We start from the raw sequence: 18,276 nt of genomic DNA on the forward strand, positions 1-18,276 counted from the left end.
AACGGCGGACGACCTCAAGGTCTGTCCGCCTTTCCAGTGAAGACGTCGAGTACGTTGCGGGTGATCTGCATCGTGTGTTCGCAGCGACGCGTCAGTCCCATGATCCATTCGCAACTGCCGGCCGTGACGACTTCGCCGGCCCCGCGCTTCATGGCCACGACCATGCCCGATCCGTGCTTGTAGCGCGCCAAGGCCGCCTCTCGCGCACCTCCCGCCTTCCGCGCCACGCCTTCGAGGTCCCGGTCCGCGATGTAGTATCGCTCGCCTTCGCCTTCATGCTCGTATTCGTAGAGCGTTGCCGGCGTCATGGCGAGGATTTCGACGCTTTCGGGGGTGCCACGCCCCTCTTCGGGGTATGGCAGGCCCTGCCGGAACGTGTAGTCGAGGCCGTCGACCTCGTAGCCGAAAATCTGCGCCTCCTCGCCGAACACGTCGGCATAGCGAATGTCGGTGCCGTCGAATATCCAGTGCCAGGGACGATAGACGGTAAAGCCGCGTGAGCCACGAGGCGCAAAACCACCCCAACTCGCGTAGATGCCGTTGGCGCCATTCACGCCGACCGTCGTTGCCCCGGGCCAGTTCACGGCGGCGGCATCCCAGCCGGTCGTCAGGAGGTGCCGGCGTCCGGGATCATTGCGGACCGGGTCCTGGGCATCGGCTTTGGCCTTCCAGCAATGCTGCTCCGCGCCGTCCTTTTCGAGGCGGATCTGCCAGACGAAGTTGCCGCCGAAGCGGGCGAATTGCCCGCCCTTCTCTACGAAGCGCTCGACCGTCTTGCGCATGTCCCACGACCAATATTCGTCGTGGCCGCACGAGGTCAGACAATCGTAGTCGTCGAGGATTTCAGGTCGGAAGTGGAGGTCGGTCTGCGTGATGTAGTCGATCTCGTAGCCTTCGGATTCCGCCCAGACCGCAAAATGCCGGTCGAACTGCGCCCATCCGGCTGCAGCATAAAACTGCCCCCAACCGCCCGAATATCCCCATTCCTTCGATGGGTAGCGCGGGGCGTCCCCCATTCGCGGAAGTTCGCCGACGGTGATGCGCGCCGCGCCTTTGGGCAGCCACAGCATGCCACGCGTCCACGGCCTGCGCATGCTGAGTATCGGGGCGCTCTCGTTGCGGTTCGGGCCCCAGGTCCCGAAATAGTGGTTTGCGCCGCCCCAGTCATTGTATGCGGTCCAGGTCGCAGTCGCGAGCATCATCAGGATGCGGCCCTTCTTCGGGCCGCGCTTTGGCCGCACGACGACGAAATGGTGCTGGACGAAACGCTGCCCGTCGGGACGCAGACATGTCGATGCGACGCGATAGAAGCCGGAAGGCGCATCCGCCGGAATCTGCCAGCGATAGAGAACCGGCCAGTCGCAGCCATCCTCGTACGGCGTTTCCGACGTCTTCGTGAACGAGCCCGGAAGATCGGATTTTTCCTCCATCATCACCGGACGGTGGCCATCGCGATAGATGTGCATGGACCATTTGTCGGCCGTCGTCGATCCGTGAAACTCGACGGTTTCTCCCGGGTCGTACGACATGCGTTCGGTATAGAGGAACACTTCCGGCAACGAGCGATCTTCGCGCGGGAACTGGAACCGGTAGTCCGACAGGAAGTGCTCGTCTGCATAGCCCTTTCGAACGCTCCACGGATGGATCGCATGGGGACCGTTTTCAGGAGCTTTGAATTTCGTTTCCGTCAACGGAAGGTCCTCTCAGTTCGTTGCGCGAGCAAGAAAGCCAATCGGAAGCGGATCGTCGCCGCCAGTTATGTTCGCGATGATTTCATGCGCCCGGGCGGTCACCTGCCGGCGTTGTTTCGGACTTGAGGTCCTGACCGGGACCGTAGAGATGGCAGGCGACCTGGCGGTCGTCGACGGGCATGAGCGCTGGTTCGACAGTCCAGCAGACGTCCATCACCCGTGGGCAGCGGGCGCAGAAATTGCACCCCTTGGGCCGTTCGAGAAGGCTCGGCACCTCGCCCGCGATCACCGTCTGCCTCTCGCGGGGACGCGCGCGGGGGACAGCCTCGAGCAGTGCGCGCGTATAGGGATGCAGCGGCGCGCGATAAAGACCGGTGCGGTTGCCGATCTCCACGACCTTGCCGGCGTAGAGCACGGCGATCCGATGCGATACGGCACGCACGACGGCAAGGTCGTGGGCGATGAACAAATAGCTCAGTCCGAGACGGTCCTGCAGGTCCTTGAGCAGGTTGACGATCTGCGCCTGCATCGAAACGTCGAGCGATGCGACGGCCTCGTCGCAAATGATGAAATCCGGATTGAGGGCCAATGCGCGCGCGATCACGATGCGCTGCCGCTGGCCGCCGGAGAATTCGTGCGGAAAGCGGGTGACATAGCTTGCCGGAAGTCCGACCAGTTCGAGAAGTTCGCGCACGCGCGCCTCGCGATCCCTGCGCGACAGATCGCCCTTTATCACCAGCGGTTCGGCGATCGCCTCGCCGATCCGCATGCGCGGATTCAACGCCGCGTAAGGGTCCTGGAACACGAACTGGATGCGATGACGAAGCGGCTTCCAGCGAGACCGGCGATCACGGGGGCCGATTTTCGTGCCGAACAGGTCGATCGCGCCTTCGGTGGGGCGCAGCAGCCCGACCATCATGCGGCCGATGGTGGACTTTCCCGATCCTGATTCACCGACGAGGCCGAGCGTTTCGCCCTGGCCGATTTCGAACGAAACGTCATCGACCGCACGCAGCAGCGTCCGTCGCCCGGCCGACCTGCCGAGATCAAACTCACGCGAAAGGTTGCGGACGGAAATCGGGTTGTCGGTCATGCGGGTACCTCGGCGGCAATGCGTACGGGGCAGCGTGCCGATTGCCGGTCGTTGACGGGGATCAGGGGCGGCACGGCCGCGCGGCAGCTTTCGATCGCATAAGTGCAGCGGGGCTCGAAGCGGCAACCCGGCGGGCGCCTGAGCGGCTCCGGGATCGAACCGGGTATGGTCGGCAGCCGATCCAGATCGGCATCGAGTTCCGGAATCGCCGCTATCAGGCCCTCCGTGTAGGGATGGACGGGCGCGGAGAACAGCGTTTGCACCGGCGCCTCCTCGACGGGCTGTCCGGCATACATCACCATGACGCGGTCGACGAACTCCGACACGAGGCCGAGATCGTGCGAGATCAGGATCACCGCCATCGAGAGCTCCTCGCGCAGGCGGTGCAGGAGTTCCATGATCTGGGACTGGACGGTCACGTCCAGCGCGGTCGTCGCTTCGTCCGCGATGAGGATTCGGGGCTGGCACGCGATCGCGATCGCGATCATGACGCGCTGTCTCTGCCCGCCGGAAAGCCGATGCGGATAGTCGTCGACGCGTCGGGCGGCATCGGGAATGCGAACGGTTTCCAGAAGTTCGATCGCGCGCGCCCGGGCCGCGCGACGGTCCAGTCCCTGGTGAATGCGAAGGCTCTCGCCGATCTGGTCGGCGATGGTCAGGACGGGGTTCAGCGAATGGATGGGGTCCTGAAACACCATCGCGATCTCCTTGCCGCGCAAGGTGCGCATTTCCGATCGCTGGAGCTGGAGGAGGTCGCGGCCCTGGTAGAGGATTTCGCCATCTATTCGCGTGTTGCGGTCGTCGAGCAGCCGCAAGAGCGACAGCGCGGTCACGCTCTTTCCCGAGCCGCTTTCGCCGACGATGCCGAGCGCTTCGCGCGGGGCCAGGCTGAAACTGACGTCGTCGACGGCGGGAATCCACTGCCGGTCGCCGCGAAACGCGACGGACAGGTCTTTCACTTCCAGAAGAGGCGATGACATGGGCATTCAGCCTTCGATCTTCAGTCTTGGGTCCAGCACGTCGCGAAGCCCGTCGCCGATCAGATTGATGGCGAGGGCCGAAATGCTGATCGCAAGTCCGGGGAAAAGCATGATCCACCACGCATCGACGAGGTAGTCGCGGCCCTGGGAGACGATGTTGCCCCAGCTTGCATGTGGCGGCGGCGTTCCGATGCCGAGGAAGCTCAAAGTGGCTTCTGCCAGGATCGCGTAGGCGAACACGAAGGTCATCGTCACCAGGAGCGGCGCCAGGCAGTTCGGCAGTACGTGCTTGAAGATGATGCGGACATCCGAAGCGCCGCTGATGAGGGCTGCCTCGACGTAGTTCTGCTCGCGAATGACCAGCGCCGAGGCACGAACGACACGTGCGCAACGCGGGATGTAGGCCGATGTCAGCGCGATGATGACGGAGGAGATGTGCGGTCCGAGAACGGCGCTAACGCCGATCGCGAGCAGGATGGCGGGAAAGGCGAGCAAAGCATCCATGATGCGCATGATCAAACTGTCCAGCCGGCGGAACCAGGCGGCGCAGACGCCGACCAGCGCGCCCAGGACCGCAGACATGATCGCGACGGAAAGCCCGATCCAGAGCGATACGCGCGCGCCGTAGAGTACGCGCGTCCAGATGTCGCGTCCGAAATTGTCCGTTCCGAACAGGAAACCGAGCGACGGCGCCTCGAACCGCACGCGCACGGCGGTTGCATTCGGCGTTCCCGTACTGATCCACGGCGCGAGACAGGCCGCGAGGATGACGAGCGCCAGCATCACGCCGCCGATCCGGAAAGAGCGATGCGCCGTCAGTCTGCGCATGGCCAGCCGGAACGGGCCTTGCGACTGCGCGTCGGCGGCCGTTGCCGTGACGGGAGGCGCCTGGAGGATATCAGTCATAATGCACCCTCCGGTCGACGAACGTATAGAGGATGTCGATCACCACGTTGATCGCCACGAACATGAAGCCGAGGAAGAGCATCGTTCCCTGCACGACCGGAAGATCGCGCACCACGATCGCCTGTACGAGCAGGCGGCCGATGCCCGGGAGAGCGTAGATCTGTTCGATCACAACCGAGCCGCCGATCAGCAGGCTGAAGATGTATCCGGCGACGGTGAGGACGGAGACCAGCGAATTGCGGAACGCATGCTTCGTGACGACGACGAATTCCGAAACGCCTTTCGCCCGCGCGGTCCGGATGTAGTCCTGGTCGAGAACTTCCAGCATCTGGGACCGCGTCATGCGCGCGAGGTAGCCGATCTGGAACAGGGCCAGGACCGCCGCAGGCATGATGAGAGAACGCAGCCAGCCGGCGGGATTGGTCGTGAATTCGACATAGCCTGCGGAGGGTAGCCATCCCAGGCCGACCGAAAACACGAGCACGGCGACGATGGCCAGCCAGAAATTGGGGACGGAGACGCCGATCAGTGCAAGGCTCATGACGAGCGTGTCCAGCCATGTGTCACGCCAGTAGGCAGCCAGCATGCCGATGGCAATGCCGATCGGGACCGTGATCACGAACGCCACGAATGCAAGTGAGAACGTCACCGGCAGCCGCTGCAAGATCGCGTCGATGACGGGTTGGCTGAGGAAAATCGAACGGCCCAAATCCAGTTGCAGCAGATCGAGAAGCCATGCGCCGAGTTGAACCAGCAATGGCCGGTCCAGCCCCAGATCCGTCCTGATGCGTGCAATCGCTTCGGGCGAGGCTCCGTCGCCTGCGATCAGCACGGCCGGATCGCCGGGGAGCAGCTTCATCAGCACGAAGGTAAGGATCGCGACGATCACCATTACCGGGATCGCCTGCGCCAATCGCTTCAGGATGAATGAGGTCATGAGCTTTCCGAAATCATGGCCGTGCGCATGGAGTGCACGGGGCGCATCGTCTGGACTGAACGCGCCCGCCGCGACCGGCGGCGGGCGCGCGGCGGTCGCCTATTTCACGGACGCGTTCCAGAAGAGGTTCATGTAATATTCCGGATAGCCTTCGACCTCGTCCATCCGGTAGGCCCGCGTGGAGGCCCTGTTCTGGAGCTTGATCAGGTAGGCTTCGTCGAGAATGCGCTTCTCGATATCGAGCCACGCCGCCTTGCGCTCTTCGGCATCGAGCGAGCCGTAGAAGCGTTCGTATGCTTCGTCCATGACCTCGTCGTTTTCGACGTGGGGGAAGTTGTAGACCACCGACCGCCACTGCTGGGGACCGAGCAACGGGTTGGAGCAGAAGGAGGTCGTGGAGAGATTCCAGCGTCCCTCGCCGGTCATCATGTTGGTGGAATTGGTCGTCCAGTCCGTCACGTCGAGCCGCGTCGTGAACCCGGCGGCCTGAAGCTGTTCGTCGAGAAGCACGATCGAATTTCGCATGTAGTCGTAATTGGAATTCGTCAGGAGGACGAGTTCCTCGCTTGCGTATCCGGCCTCGCTGAGCATCGCGGAAGCGGCATCCGGATCGTTCTGGTTGAAGAACGGCGCGGAGTTTTCCTCGGAGTAGTAGAAGCCGCCCGGATAGGACATCGACGAGTCGAGCGTCGCGCTCTCGCCGCTCACGATCATGATGTCTTCCGCATTGACGGCCGTACGCAGCGCCTTGCGCACTGGGGAATTGTCGGTGGGGGCCTGTTGCGTATTCACGACGAGATATTGCTGGCAGAACGGAATGATCTCCAGGACCTCGACACCCTCGGCGCCTTCGAGCTGGCGCGCGGAATCGGAGGTGAGGCCGCTGACGACATGCGCTTCGCCGGTCTGGATCGCCGCCACGCGCGCGTTCGTTTCGGCCAGGAAGTTGAAGCGCACGGAATCGAGCTTGACTTCCTTCTTGCCTGAATAGCCCGATGCCTCATTGTCCTCATCGACCGTGTAGTCGTCGAACTTCTCGAGGATGAGATGGCTGTCGCGCGCCCATTCACCGAGCGTGAAGGGGCCCGTCCCGATCGTTTCGAGTTCGCGCGCAGGCTGATCCGCCAGGCTTTCGGGAATGATGACGAGGGGATAGACGGGGGTCTTCAGACCGTCGACAAATGCGCCGTTGAGCGTCTTGAGATGGATGATGAAGGTATAGTCGTCGGGCGTCTCATATCGGTCAACGTCGCCGAGGGCCGCTTCTGCGTTGGGGCTGACACGCGCGTAGCGCTCATATGAAGCCTGAACATCCGCCGAGGTCATCTCGGACCCGTCATGGAAGAGGACGCCTTCTCGCAGCTTGAAGGTCACCGTCAGGCCGTCGTCGCTGACTTCGTAGCTGTCGGCGAGCATGGGCGCGGTGGCGTAATCGCCGTCGATTGTAACGAGCCCCTCGAAGATGTGGTGCATCACTTCGAGCTCGGCCAATGCGGTGCTGACATGAGGGTCCATCATGCCCGGGCCGGAATTCGTCGCGTAGACGAGCGTACCGCCCGAGACCGGTTCCTGGGCGAGGGCTGGCGGCGCCAAAAGCGCCGTGCCCGCAGCAAGAGAGGCAAGACAGGCACGCAAAGTGGGCATCGAATTCAGCTTCATTGCCATTTTTGGTATCTCCTTTTGCTCGTGGATTTCATTTGGATGCGTTCAGTGTCGGGGTGAGATCGTCACCGTGCGCGCGGCGTGCGCTGCAACGCTTTTTGCCGAATAGACGGCCGGAACCAGTTCGCCCGTCGCCCAGGCTGCGTTCTGATCGTTGAAGTGCGGACTGGAGGGATCGCCCGAGGCGCCGTGAAAGACCGCCCAACTGCTGCGGTCCCAGTCCGAAAGGTCCCAGATGTATTTCGCGACCGACCCGTAGACGGAATTCGTCCCGCTCGCGGGAAGCGCGCCGGTCGCCAGCACGCAGTCGCCGTCGCCGCTGACCTCGACGCAGTCCGGCGCCAGCCGGTCGGCATCCTTCGGGAAGATGGCGGCGAGGGGATGGAAAAAGCGCGGTCGATGCGCTTCGCCCCATCTGCGCGGCACGAACCTGGCCGCGACGGTCTCGATCGCCTCGCAGATGATCTCATTCCAAGTGCCGCCGGCCAGCAGTGAAACGTCGTCTCGGCGCAATTGATCGGGGAGGGCCCACCAGAGTTGAGCCAAGGCGCTGACCCCTGGGGCGATGCGCGCGATCCGGCTGCTCTCGGCCGCCAGCAGGCCGGAGCGCCGGGCAAGGATGCGCGTCATCTCCTGTCTGATTTCGTAGTAGACGGTGGGGGCCAGTAGCGCCGCGGACATGCGTCCGTCCCAGTTTTCGAGGGCGGCGACGAGCCGGCGTCCGGCGCCTTGATTGGGCGCCGCGGCGAGAATGCAATCCCGAAATTCGCAGGCGACCGCCGAACTGTCGTCCTGCAGCACGGATCGCATGTCTCCGGGAGCCAGGGGGCCGTGCGCCGCAAGAATCTCGTAGATCCTGTTGGCGCGCGTCGAAGGATGGCAATCGGTGCAGATATAGTCGGGCCAGTCTTCCGGGACGGGACGATTGTTCGCCGTCACGAGGATGCCGGCAGGCGGGTTTTCCTGCCGCGGCATGCGTTCGAACGGTATGACGCCTCGCCATTCGTGCGTCCCGGTCCAGCCGGGAACCGGCAGCCAGCCATTGAGGCGATCCCGGTCCGGGATGCGGGCGCGGATCAGGACGCCGATCGTATCGTCGCGGTCGGCCGCGACGAGGTTGTGATCGATCAGTCCCCACGGCTCCATCACGTCGTGGAACTCGCGAACCGTATTGGCCCGCATCATCGGCCGAAGGCAGTCGAGCGACCGATCGCCCGGCATCAGCTGCATCGACTTCAGTGCGATGCCGAAGCCTTCATCCGGTCCGCCAAGAATGACGGGACCATGCCTGGTTTCCCAGATATCGACCTCGACATCCGAAGATCCGCGAACCTTGAGAGTTTCCTTGCGATGGCTTGCCGCTTCGCTTCCAGCCTCGGTGCGGTAATGGACGGGCGCCTGATCCTTGAAGTCCTCGACGTAGAGGTCGTGAATGTCGGCGAATGCGTGCGTGACGCCCCATGCGACGCGGTCGTTGTGGCCGAAATGCGGGGTGGCCGGAACGCCGGGAACGGACAGGCCCAGAACGTCGAACGTGTCGCAGGTCAGGTGGATCTGCGTATACATGCTGGGGATGTCGTAGGTCCGGTGCGGATCGCCGGCGAGGATCGGCTGACCGGTCGTGGTGAGGGCAGCGTTGACGGCCCAGTTGTTGGAGCCGCCCCCGGTCGCATCCTCGGGGAAGAGCTTGGTCAGTCCTTCGATGGCGGGCGCAAGCTCCTCGAACGCGGCTGTCCAGCGCGTATCCATGCGCTCCTGCGGGACGACGAAACGCTCGCGGCCGCCATCCTCGTAGCGCAGCAGGCCGAGCTTGCCGGCGCCGATGCTGCCGAAGGCGGCCGCGCGCCAGAGCTTGAACCAGATCGAGCCCATCAGGAGCCCGCGCTGCCGCATCACGACGACGCAATGCCACGGGTCCCACGGTTCGGGCGCCTCTTCCAGCAGGCTGTATTCTATGGGGTACTTTCCGCCCTGAATGAACGCGTTCACGCCATCCGAATACGACCGGCACATTCTTTGCGTATCGGGCGAGAGTGCCTCGTAGTCCTTGCGAGATACGCTTTCGATCGCAAGGCGGCGCATGAGCGCGTCGGATTCAACAGCGCTGGGTCCGGCCCATTCGGCAAATCGCCCCAGGGCTTTGCGCCGCGCGGCATCCATCTGCCACAGGCGGTCGCGTGCATGTACGAATCCGTTGGCGAAGAAGAGGTCGTCTTCGAAGGCCGCATTTATATGAGGCACGCCCCAGATGTCGTAGATGATCGTGATCGGAGCGCTGATGCCGGGGAGTTCCAAGGATTTGTCATTGTCAGCTTCTTCATTCGTCGACGGCAATGATCAGACCTCCGGACGGGAAAATATGATATATCACAACTTCTATGTGAAGGCTTGTCAACCCAGGAAGTTCAAGTTGCGGCTGGTGAAGGGGCGCGTCGCGGACTTCTGACCAACTCGGGAGAGGCGAGACCGCTTGTCGAAGGGCGCATCTTCGGCAAGCATCGGCTGGCGTGCCGGACGCCCTAAAGCGCGTCGCGTGGAGCGAGCGCTCCGTGGTGGCCAAGGCAGATCGCGGCGATGCGGTGTGCTTGCGTCAGGGCTTCGCCATGATCGCGGCCTTCGAGCCGCGCGGCGAGGTAGCCCGCATTGAAGCTGTCGCCGGCTCCGGTCGCGTCGACCACGATCGCCACTGGGCGTGCCGATATCTCGACTTCGCCGTCGCGCCATCTGGCCAGTGCGGGCTCGTCGCCGTTCTTGACGACGACCTCGGCAACGCCGTGCGCGAGATACCGATCCGCTGTGGCCGCCGGGTCGATATCGCCGAACAGGGTTTGCTCGTCGCCGAAGGTCGGCAGGACAATGTCGCAGACGCCGGCCACCGCCGTCAGTGCGTCCCGCATCTCGGCAGGGCCGGACCAGAGCCGCGGGCGGATGTTGGGATCGAAGACGATCTTCGCGCCCTTGGCGCGGGCGCCTTGCAGGGCGTCGAGCAGCGTGACGCGATGGGCGGGGGGCAGAATCGCCAGCGTGATGCCGGAAAAATAGATCGTGCCGGCGATCGAAAGCGCCGTGTCGAGCGCGGCGCGGTCATCGGCCAGAAGCTTCGCCGCCGCCATGTCGCGCCAGTAGGTGAAATGCCGGTCGCCATCTTCCTGATGGATGAAGTAGAGGCCGGGTCGGCGATCCTTGACCGTCCCGATATGGCTCGTATCGATGCCGCTGTCGGCGATGAAGGCGCGCATGGCGCTGGAATAGCGGTCGACGCCCAGCTTGCTGACATAGCCGACCGTCCAGGCCGGACCGAGAAGCGCGCGCATGTACCAGGCGGTGTTCAGCGTGTCGCCGGCAAAGCCCATGCGCCATTGCCCATCCGAGCCGGCCGACATTTCGATCATCGCCTCGCCGATGGAAAGAAAGCTCTTGGACATCTGCCGGTTCTCCTTCACGCGGGACTGGGCGCGGCAGTTTCGATCGCCCTGGCCATTCCGTGTTCGAGCATGGTCGAAAGCCGTGCGACGACCAAATCGCGCAGCGCAGCATCGCCGACGATCGCGGCGGGAAACAGTCCGGGTATCGCGATCAACTTGGTGTAAAGCCGCTCCGGCGCGCGTCCGGCATCCTCCACCGCTTGTGCGATCACCGGCTCGCGGGGGTCGCGGAGCGCGTACACTTGGCTGGTTTCGTCCACGGCCATGCAATAGCGCATCCAGGCGGCGAGCGCGAAGGCGAAGGGTTCCCGATCGGCGTACCCATGGATGGCTTCGGTAAGCGGCGCCCCGATGCGCTGGGGCAGCTTTTCGGTTCCATCCATCGCGATCTGGTAGGTCAGGTGCCGGATGGCGGGGTTGGAGAAGCGGGTGAGGAGTTCGGCGCGATAGGTTTCGAGATCGATGCCGGGGACGGGCGGCAAGGTGGCTGCCGCGGCCTTCATCTGGTGCTCGACGAGGCGCTTGAGACCGGCGTCGCGCATCGCATCCGCGACCGTCTCGTAGCCGGCCAGGAAGCCGGCATAGGCGATCAGCGAATGCGCGCCGTTGAGCATGCGCAGCTTCATCTTTTCATAGGCGGAAACCGACGCGACGAAGAGCGCGCCCGCTTCGTCCCAGGCCGGCCGGCCGGCAGCGAAATCATCCTCGATGATCCATTGCGAGAAAGGTTCGGTCTCGACCGCGGCTTCGTCGCGCAATCCGCCGATGCGTTCGGCGTCGGCAAAAGTCCGGTCGGTCGCCGCCGGCGTGATCCTGTCGACCATCGAAGACGGGAAACGGACATTCTGGCCGATCCAGTCGGCAAGCGCCGGATCGATCTGGCGCGTGAACGCGTCGACGAGACGGCACAGGATGCGGCCGTTTTCCGGCAGGTTGTCGCAGCAAAGGATCGTCAAAGGTCCGGCACCGGTTTCGCGGCGGCGCGCGAAGCCGGCGGCGAGAAAGCCGATGACGCCGCGCGGCGCGTCAGGCGTGGTGAGATCGTGCGCGATGGCATCGTGGCGAAGATCGAGCCCGCCTGTCGTCCGATCGATGCCATAGGCCTTTTCGGTGACGGTCAGCGTGACGATGCGCGTTGCGGCATGGGCGATGGCCGCGACGACTGCGTCGGGCGCCTCGGGTGCGACCAGCACATTTGCGATGCTGCCGATCAGACGCGCCCGATCGCCATCCGCGCTGCGCGTCAGGAGCACGTAGCGCCCGTCCTGCGGGTTGAGCGCGGCGGCGATTTCGGCACTGCGCAGGCTGACGCCGGTGATGCGCCAATCGCCGCCGGCGAGCGCCAGCGCCGTGTCGGTGTAGACTGCCTGATGCGCCTTGTGGAATGCGCCGACGCCGATATGGACGATCCCGCAGCCGTGGTTCTCGGGCACATAGCCCGGCAGGGCCACGCCCGCGCTGGGCTTTGCGGAGGCCGAAAGCCGCGCGCTCATGGGCGAAGCTGCACCGCGGGGTGCGTCAAGGCGGTCATGATGCCGCGCAATTCGGCAAGTCCCTTCAGCCGCCCGATAGTCGGGTAGCCGGGCTGCCCCTTGCGGCCCAGATCGTCGATGATGTCCTGGCCGTGATCGGGGCGCATCGGAATCTGGTGGTCGGCGCGGCCTTCGGCCTTGCGGCGTGCCTCTTCCTTCACGATCTCGGCGATCAGCGCGACCATGTCCGTATTGCCGCCCAGATGCTCCGCCTCGTGGAACGAGGAGGGCGTGCCGGGCGTCTCGAGCGTGACGTTGCGCAGGTGCAGGAAATGCACGCGCGGTGCGAATTCACGCATGATCGCCGGCAGATCGTTGTCGGAACGGGCGCCCAGCGAGCCGGAACACAATGTCATGCCGTTTGCAGGTGAATCGACCGCGCCCAGAACGTGCCTGTAATCATCGGCGGTGGACATGATGCGCGGCAGGCCGAGCAGCGGGAAGGGCGGATCGTCCGGATGGCAGCATAGCCGCATGCCGAGCTTTTCGGCGACCGGCGTCACCTCTTCCAGGAAGGCGACGAAGTTGGCGCGCAGGCGCGCCGCGTCGACGGCGTCGTATTCGCCGATATGGCGCAGCACGTCCTGTGTCGACATGCTCTCGGTCGAACCGGGCAGGCCCGCAGTCACGTTGGACGCCAGTTCCACCTTGCGCGCCTCGCTCATCGTCGCAAAGCGTTCGCCGGCCGCGTCAGCGACCTCGCGCCCAAAGCTTTCGGCAGCGCCGGAGCGCTTGAGGATATGGATGTCGAAAGCGGCGAAGTCGATCAGGTCGAAGCGCATGCACGTGCCGCCATGATCGACCCGATAGGCGAGGTCCGTGCGCGTCCAGTCGAGAACCGGCATGAAATTGTAGCAGATCGTTTCCAAACCGCTTTCGGCCAGGTTGGCGAGGCTCTGCTTGTAGTTGGCGATGTGGCCGCGCCAGTCGCCCTTCTGCTTCTTGATGTCTTCCGAAACGGGCAGGCTTTCAATCACCTCCCAGGCCAGGCCGGATGGACGGCCGTCCTTCATCCGGCCGATCGCGTCCTGACGGCGGCGGATTTCCCCGGGGGTCCAGACTGCGCCGGTCGCGACATGGTGGAGGGCGCTGACGACACCTTCAACGCCTGCCTGGCGCATGTCGTCGACGGAAGTGAGATCGCGGGGTCCGAACCACCGCCAGGTCTGTCGCATCGTCTGTCCTCGCTCCCGTCGGAAATGGCGCCGATCGCGGCGCATTGCCAAATCATTAACACGAGAGTTGACTAGTATGGAAGTATGGAGGATACTTTTGGCAAGGGAGGATGTGAATTTTGACGGACGCACCACCGCCACGCGCATCGGATATCGACGGAGCAGCCGCCATCGCGCCGCAGCTCTACCGGCGTCTGCGCGAGCGTATCGTGCGCACCGAGCTCCTGCCGGGCGAATTCATTTCCGAGACCGAGATCGCGCGGGCCTATGACGTGTCGCGTCAGCCGGTGCGCGAAGCCTTCATCAAGCTTGCCGAGGCGGGGCTCGTGCAGATTCGTCCCCAGCGCGGCACGATGATCACGCGGATCTCGACGGAGGCGGTGATGGACGCGCGCTTCGTGCGCGAGGCGATCGAGGCCGACGTCGTCAAGCTCGTCGCCGAACGCTGCGATGCGGCGATCGAGACGGAACTGAAGCGCCAGATCGCGGCGCAGAAAAACGTCGCCGAAGACGATTCCGACGCCTTCGTGAAGCTCGACGAGCATTTCCACCGGACGCTCGCCGACATGGCCGGCAAATCCTATGCGTGGCGCGTCGTCGAGGAAGTGAAGGCGCAGATGGACCGCGTGCGGTATCTCAGCGTCGAGAAACTGCATGTGCGCCTCCTGATCGAGCAGCACGAAGCCATCGTCGCCGCCGTCACCGCCCGCGACGTGGCCAGCGCCGATGCGGCGATGCGCGCGCATCTGCGCGAAATCCTGAAATCGCTGCCCGAAGTGGCGCGGGCGCGGCCCGACCTCTTCGGCGCGGTGCGATGAGCGAACAGCGAACATCCAACAATCCAAAGGGAGGATCGACATGACCTTGAAGACGACCATGAAATCGCTTGCCGCCGGCCTTGCGCTGGCCGCACTCGCCACGTCCGGCGCGCTGGCGCAGGAACTGACGCTCAAGCTCGGCCATCTCGCCAACGAGCAGAACTCCTGGCACAAGGCGTCCGTCAAGTTCGGCGAGGAATTGTCGGCGCTGACCGACGGCCGCATCGCCGTCGAGGTGTTCCCGAACGATTCGCTCGGCCGCGAGATGGACCTCATCAACGGCATGCAGCTCGGCACCGTCGAGATGACCATCACCGGCGAAAGCCTCCAAAACTGGGCGCCGATGGCCGCACTTCTAGCCGTGCCCTATGCCTACACGTCTCTCGAACAGATGGACGAAGTCGCCAGCGGCGAGATCGGCGACCAGATCGAGGCGCAGGTCATCGAGCGTGCCCAGGTGCGTCCGATCGCCTATTTCGCACGTGGTCCGCGCAACCTGACCTCGAACCGCGAGATCAAGACGCCGTCCGACCTCAACGGCTTCCGCATGCGCGTGCCGAACGTGCCGCTCTTCGTCGACACCTGGTCCGCGCTCGGCGCCGCGCCGACGCCGATGGCTTTCTCCGAGGTGTTCACCTCGCTGCAGAACGGCACCATCGAGGGCCAGGAAAACCCGCTGGCGCTGATCCAGTCCGCTTCGTTCAATGAAGTGCAGAGCCACGTCAACCTGACCGAGCACGTCCGCTCGTGGATCTACCTGACGATTTCCGAGCAGGTGTGGAGCCAGCTTTCGGAAGAGGATCAGGGCCATGTCATGACGGCCGCAGCCGCCGCGCAGGAGTTCGAGCGGGAGCAGTTCCTGGCAGATGAGCAGGCGATCCGCGACGACCTCGAGGAAAAGGGCATGAATTTCGTCGACGTCGACACCGACGCCTTCGCCGAGGCGGCACGCGAGCCGGTCATCAACTCGGTCGACGAGAGCATTCGTCCGATCGTCGAAGATCTGTTCAGCCGCTAATTGCGCAACGAAACGGGCGCGGCTCCTCGCGGGCCGCGCCCTGTCACCGAAACGAGGCGATCGCCCATGAGAGCCGTCAGTACCTCCATCGCCGGATTGAGCCTTGTGTGCCGCATCGCGCTCGGGTCGGTCTTCGCGATCCTGATCGTCACCGTCGCGATCCAGGTCTTCACCCGCACCTTTTCGGCCAGTTCGCCGATCTGGACGGAAGAGTTGTCGCGTTTCGCGCTGCTCTATCTTGCGGCGTTCGGCGTCGGGCTTTCATATCGCAGCGGCGATCTCGTCAATGTGGACATCCTTCAGGAAGCCGTCTCGGAACGCAAAGCCTGGTGGATGCGCTTCGTTTCCGCCATCGCGACGGCCGGTCTCGCCTTGCTGATGATCGCGCCCGCCTGGCGCTTCACCACCATCGGCGCGATGCAGACGTCGCCCAGCCTGCGCTGGTCGATGGACCTCGTCCACGCCAGCGTTCTCGTCCTTGCCGTCACCCTGTTCGTCTTCGCGCTCCTGCGGGTCATCGGCATGCTCGCCGGTGTCGATGACGGGCGCACCCAGTTCGCCGAGGAGGAATAGCGTGGATCTGTTCTGGCTGTTTGGAACGTTTCTGATAACGCTCGCGCTGGGCGTGCCGGTGGCCGTCTGCCTCGGCCTATCGTCTCTGGCCTACATCGTCGCCGCCGGCCTGCCGCTCGTCGTCATCCCGCAGCGCATGTATGCCGGCATCGATGTGTTCGTCCTGCTTTGCATCCCCGGCTTCATCCTTGCCGGCAACCTGATGAATGGCGGCGGCATCACCGAGCGCATCATCCGCTTTGCCAATGCGATGGTCGGCTGGATGCGCGGCGGGCTCGGCATGACGAACGTGGCGGGCTCGATGCTGTTTGGCGGCATTTCGGGAACCGCCGTCGCCGATGCGGCCTCGCTCGGCTCGGTGCTGATCCCGGGCATGAAGAAATCGGGCTATCCGGCCGATTTTTCCGCCGCCATCACCGCCGCCTCCTCGACCGTCGGACCGATGATCCCGCCAAGCGTGCCGATGATCATCGTCGGCGCCCTATCGGGCATCTCGGTTGGGCAGATGTTCCTGGCCGGCGCCATCCCGGGCATCCTGCTCGGCGTCGGCATGATGATCACCTGCTACATCATCTCCGTGCGCCGTAACTTTCCGCGGCAGGAATGGAAGGGCCTTCGCGAACTCGGCCTCTCCTTCTTCGGTGCCTTCTGGGCGCTCGCCATGACGGCGCTGATCGTTGGCGGCCTGATGACCGGCATCGCGACGCCGACGGAGACGGCGATCGTCGCGGCGATCTACGCGTTCGTCGTCGGTGCGTTCATCTACCGCGAACTGCCGATCAAGCGAGTTCCGAAGATCCTGATCGACAGCGCCGTTTCCTCGGCCGGCATCCTCGCGCTCGTCGGCTTCGCCAACGTGTTCGGCTCGATCCTGTCGGCCGAGCGCATCCCGCAGATGATCGTGTCCGCGGTGCTGTCGATCACCGACAACAAATATCTCATCATCATCCTGATCAACGTGCTTCTCCTGTTCGTGGGCATGTTCATGGAGACCATCGCGGCGCTGATCATCTTGTTCGTGCCGCTCTTGACGCTCGCGACCGCGGTCGGCATCGATCCCTTGCATTTTGCGACCTTCGCCGTGCTCAACCTGATGCTCGGGTTGACGACGCCGCCGGTGGGCGTGTGCCTGTTCATCTGCGCGAACATCGCCCGCCTGCCGCTTCTTCCGGTGGTCAAGGCGATCATGCCCTTCCTGCTCGCCAACATCGTCGTTCTGATGCTCGTCTCGTTCATTCCGCCGCTGGCGACATGGCTGCCGACGACGCTGATGGCGCGCTGATTTCAGGATCGTATGCGATGAAGACACGAATCTGCCGTCTCCATGCCAAGGGCGATCTGCGGATCGAGGAGATCGACGTCCGCGAGCCCGGTCCCGGCGAGGTTCTGATCGCGATGGGGGCGGGCGGCATCTGCGGCTCCGACCTTCACTATTACCAGGATGGCGGCTTCGGTCCGATCCGCGTCAAGGAGCCGATCATCCTCGGTCACGAGGTCGCCGGAACGGTTCGCGCGACGGGGCCGGATGTCGAAGAGCTGCATGTCGGCGACCGCGTGGCGGTCAATCCCAGCCGCCCGTGCAACCAGTGCCGCTATTGCCGCGAAGGCCTGCAACAGCATTGCCTGACCATGCGCTTCTTCGGCTCGGCGCTGCGCTATCCGCACGAGCAGGGCGGTTTCCGCGACCTGATGGTGGTCGATGCCTTGCAGTGCGTGCGGATCGACAATCCCGAAATCTCGCTGGGCGAGGCGGCCTGCGCCGAACCGCTCGCGGTCTGCCTCCATGCTCTGAACCGTGCCGGCATGTCGGCGGGCAACCTCGCCGGCAAGTCGGTGCTCGTCACCGGAGCCGGTCCCATCGGCGCGTTGGTCGTGGCGGCGCTGTGCCATGCGGGCGCGGGCCACATCGTCGTTACCGACCTGCAGGATATGGCGCTCGAAACCGCGCGTCGCGTGGGCGCCGACGAAACCATCAATGTCGGGACGGAAGGCGAGCGCCTCGACGCCTATGGCGCGGGCAAGGGCACGTTCGACGTCGTATTCGAATGTTCGGCCGCCGGCCCGGCCATCCGCTCCGCCATCGCCGCCACCCGCCCGCAGGGCACGCTGGTCGAAGTCGGAGTCGCGGGCGACGTCGCAGTGCCGCTCAACCTGCTCGTCGGCAAGGAAATCGCATTTGTCGGAACGCATCGCTTCGTCGGCGAATACGCGCAGGCCGTCGGCCTGATAGCCTCGCGCCGGATCGACGTGCGCCCGATCATCTCCGCAACGCACGATCTCGACGACGCCGCGACGGCCTTTGGGATGGCCGCTGACCGCGCACGCTTCACGAAAGTCCAGCTTTCCTTCGCCGACTGACGGCCAATGATTTGCTGATTTCGATACAAGTCTAGGTGACCGACTCATAACTCCGCAACCATATGCGGATTGATGCGAGTTGGACCGAAGCGAGGAAGTTGTCGTCGC

The 18,276-nt window shown here is 64.2% G+C and carries 15 protein-coding genes; 5 read left to right on the forward strand and 10 right to left on the reverse strand.

The window, feature by feature from the left end; translation table 11 throughout:
- Positions 1–14: 14 nt before the first annotated feature.
- The 10 genes from ACT6QU_RS18120 to uxuA all read right to left on the reverse strand — a co-directional run bounded on the left by ACT6QU_RS18120 (position 15) and on the right by uxuA (position 13,401).
- Entirely contained in the window at positions 15–1,691 is a 1,677-nt protein-coding gene (locus tag ACT6QU_RS18120; protein WP_444565727.1) for a N,N-dimethylformamidase beta subunit family domain-containing protein, read from the reverse strand.
- Between the two features lie 82 nt (positions 1,692–1,773).
- Positions 1,774–2,784, reverse strand: coding sequence for an ABC transporter ATP-binding protein (locus ACT6QU_RS18125; RefSeq protein WP_444565726.1), 1,011 nt, complete (start codon positions 2,782–2,784; stop codon positions 1,774–1,776).
- Positions 2,781–3,764, reverse strand: a complete 984-nt coding sequence (locus ACT6QU_RS18130; RefSeq protein ID WP_444565725.1) for an ABC transporter ATP-binding protein — start codon at positions 3,762–3,764, stop codon at positions 2,781–2,783. Before ACT6QU_RS18130 ends, ACT6QU_RS18125 begins: the two co-directional genes overlap by 4 nt.
- 6 nt (positions 3,765–3,770) lie before the next feature.
- Positions 3,771–4,670 carry an ABC transporter permease gene (locus tag ACT6QU_RS18135; RefSeq protein ID WP_444565724.1) on the reverse strand — a complete coding sequence of 300 codons (900 nt, stop codon included), beginning with the start codon at positions 4,668–4,670 and terminating at the stop codon, positions 3,771–3,773.
- The gene (locus ACT6QU_RS18140) at positions 4,663–5,607 is read right to left on the reverse strand and encodes an ABC transporter permease (protein ID WP_444565723.1); all 945 of its coding nucleotides are present in this window, start codon (positions 5,605–5,607) and stop codon (positions 4,663–4,665) included. Before ACT6QU_RS18140 ends, ACT6QU_RS18135 begins: the two co-directional genes overlap by 8 nt.
- Before the next feature lie 99 nt (positions 5,608–5,706).
- Positions 5,707–7,266: an ABC transporter substrate-binding protein gene (locus ACT6QU_RS18145; RefSeq protein WP_444565742.1), complete on the reverse strand. Its 1,560-nt coding sequence runs from the start codon at positions 7,264–7,266 to the stop codon at positions 5,707–5,709.
- 48 nt (positions 7,267–7,314) lie between these two features.
- Positions 7,315–9,603, reverse strand: coding sequence for a penicillin acylase family protein (locus tag ACT6QU_RS18150; protein ID WP_444565722.1), 2,289 nt, complete (start codon positions 9,601–9,603; stop codon positions 7,315–7,317).
- Between the two features lie 185 nt (positions 9,604–9,788).
- A complete protein-coding gene (locus ACT6QU_RS18155; RefSeq protein WP_444565721.1) occupies positions 9,789–10,694 on the reverse strand; it encodes a sugar kinase in 906 nt (301 codons plus the stop codon).
- Positions 10,695–10,708: 14 nt separating this feature from the next.
- Complete coding sequence (locus ACT6QU_RS18160) at positions 10,709–12,187, reverse strand: mannitol dehydrogenase family protein (RefSeq protein ID WP_444565720.1); 1,479 nt, start codon at positions 12,185–12,187, stop codon at positions 10,709–10,711.
- Positions 12,184–13,401: a mannonate dehydratase gene (gene uxuA / locus ACT6QU_RS18165; RefSeq protein WP_444565719.1), complete on the reverse strand. Its 1,218-nt coding sequence runs from the start codon at positions 13,399–13,401 to the stop codon at positions 12,184–12,186. The genes ACT6QU_RS18160 and uxuA overlap by 4 nt, the downstream gene beginning before the upstream one ends.
- Positions 13,402–13,520: 119 nt before the next feature.
- Between uxuA and ACT6QU_RS18170 the strand changes: the two genes are divergently transcribed.
- The 5 genes from ACT6QU_RS18170 to ACT6QU_RS18190 all read left to right on the forward strand — a co-directional run bounded on the left by ACT6QU_RS18170 (position 13,521) and on the right by ACT6QU_RS18190 (position 18,168).
- Positions 13,521–14,219, forward strand: a complete 699-nt coding sequence (locus ACT6QU_RS18170; RefSeq protein WP_444565718.1) for a GntR family transcriptional regulator — start codon at positions 13,521–13,523, stop codon at positions 14,217–14,219.
- Positions 14,220–14,259: 40 nt separating this feature from the next.
- A complete protein-coding gene (locus ACT6QU_RS18175; RefSeq protein WP_444565717.1) occupies positions 14,260–15,237 on the forward strand; it encodes a TRAP transporter substrate-binding protein in 978 nt (325 codons plus the stop codon).
- Between the two features lie 66 nt (positions 15,238–15,303).
- Complete coding sequence (locus ACT6QU_RS18180) at positions 15,304–15,810, forward strand: TRAP transporter small permease (protein WP_444565716.1); 507 nt, start codon at positions 15,304–15,306, stop codon at positions 15,808–15,810.
- A 1-nt stretch (position 15,811) separates the two neighbouring features.
- Positions 15,812–17,092, forward strand: coding sequence for a TRAP transporter large permease (locus ACT6QU_RS18185; protein ID WP_444565715.1), 1,281 nt, complete (start codon positions 15,812–15,814; stop codon positions 17,090–17,092).
- 17 nt (positions 17,093–17,109) lie between these two features.
- Positions 17,110–18,168: an L-idonate 5-dehydrogenase gene (locus ACT6QU_RS18190; protein ID WP_444565714.1), complete on the forward strand. Its 1,059-nt coding sequence runs from the start codon at positions 17,110–17,112 to the stop codon at positions 18,166–18,168.
- Positions 18,169–18,276: the final 108 nt, after the last annotated feature.

The sequence above is a fragment of the Aliihoeflea sp. genome, from assembly GCF_052435475.1.
In the GTDB taxonomy this organism is placed as follows: domain Bacteria; phylum Pseudomonadota; class Alphaproteobacteria; order Rhizobiales; family Rhizobiaceae; genus Aliihoeflea.

Bases quoted from the DNA above. Each gene is read 5' to 3' on its own strand.
- ACT6QU_RS18125 (WP_444565726.1), bottom strand. From the start codon at position 2,784: ATGACCGACAACCCGATTTCCGTCCGCAACCTTTCGCGTGAGTTTGAT.
- ACT6QU_RS18130 (WP_444565725.1), bottom strand. From the start codon at position 3,764: ATGTCATCGCCTCTTCTGGAAGTGAAAGACCTGTCCGTCGCGTTTCGC.
- ACT6QU_RS18135 (WP_444565724.1), bottom strand. From the start codon at position 4,670: ATGACTGATATCCTCCAGGCGCCTCCCGTCACGGCAACGGCCGCCGAC.
- ACT6QU_RS18140 (WP_444565723.1), bottom strand. From the start codon at position 5,607: ATGACCTCATTCATCCTGAAGCGATTGGCGCAGGCGATCCCGGTAATG.
- ACT6QU_RS18145 (WP_444565742.1), bottom strand. From the start codon at position 7,266: ATGAAGCTGAATTCGATGCCCACTTTGCGTGCCTGTCTTGCCTCTCTT.
- ACT6QU_RS18155 (WP_444565721.1), bottom strand. From the start codon at position 10,694: ATGTCCAAGAGCTTTCTTTCCATCGGCGAGGCGATGATCGAAATGTCG.
- ACT6QU_RS18160 (WP_444565720.1), bottom strand. From the start codon at position 12,187: ATGAGCGCGCGGCTTTCGGCCTCCGCAAAGCCCAGCGCGGGCGTGGCC.
- uxuA (WP_444565719.1), bottom strand. From the start codon at position 13,401: ATGCGACAGACCTGGCGGTGGTTCGGACCCCGCGATCTCACTTCCGTC.
- ACT6QU_RS18175 (WP_444565717.1), top strand. From the start codon at position 14,260: ATGACCTTGAAGACGACCATGAAATCGCTTGCCGCCGGCCTTGCGCTG.
- ACT6QU_RS18180 (WP_444565716.1), top strand. From the start codon at position 15,304: ATGAGAGCCGTCAGTACCTCCATCGCCGGATTGAGCCTTGTGTGCCGC.
- ACT6QU_RS18190 (WP_444565714.1), top strand. From the start codon at position 17,110: ATGAAGACACGAATCTGCCGTCTCCATGCCAAGGGCGATCTGCGGATC.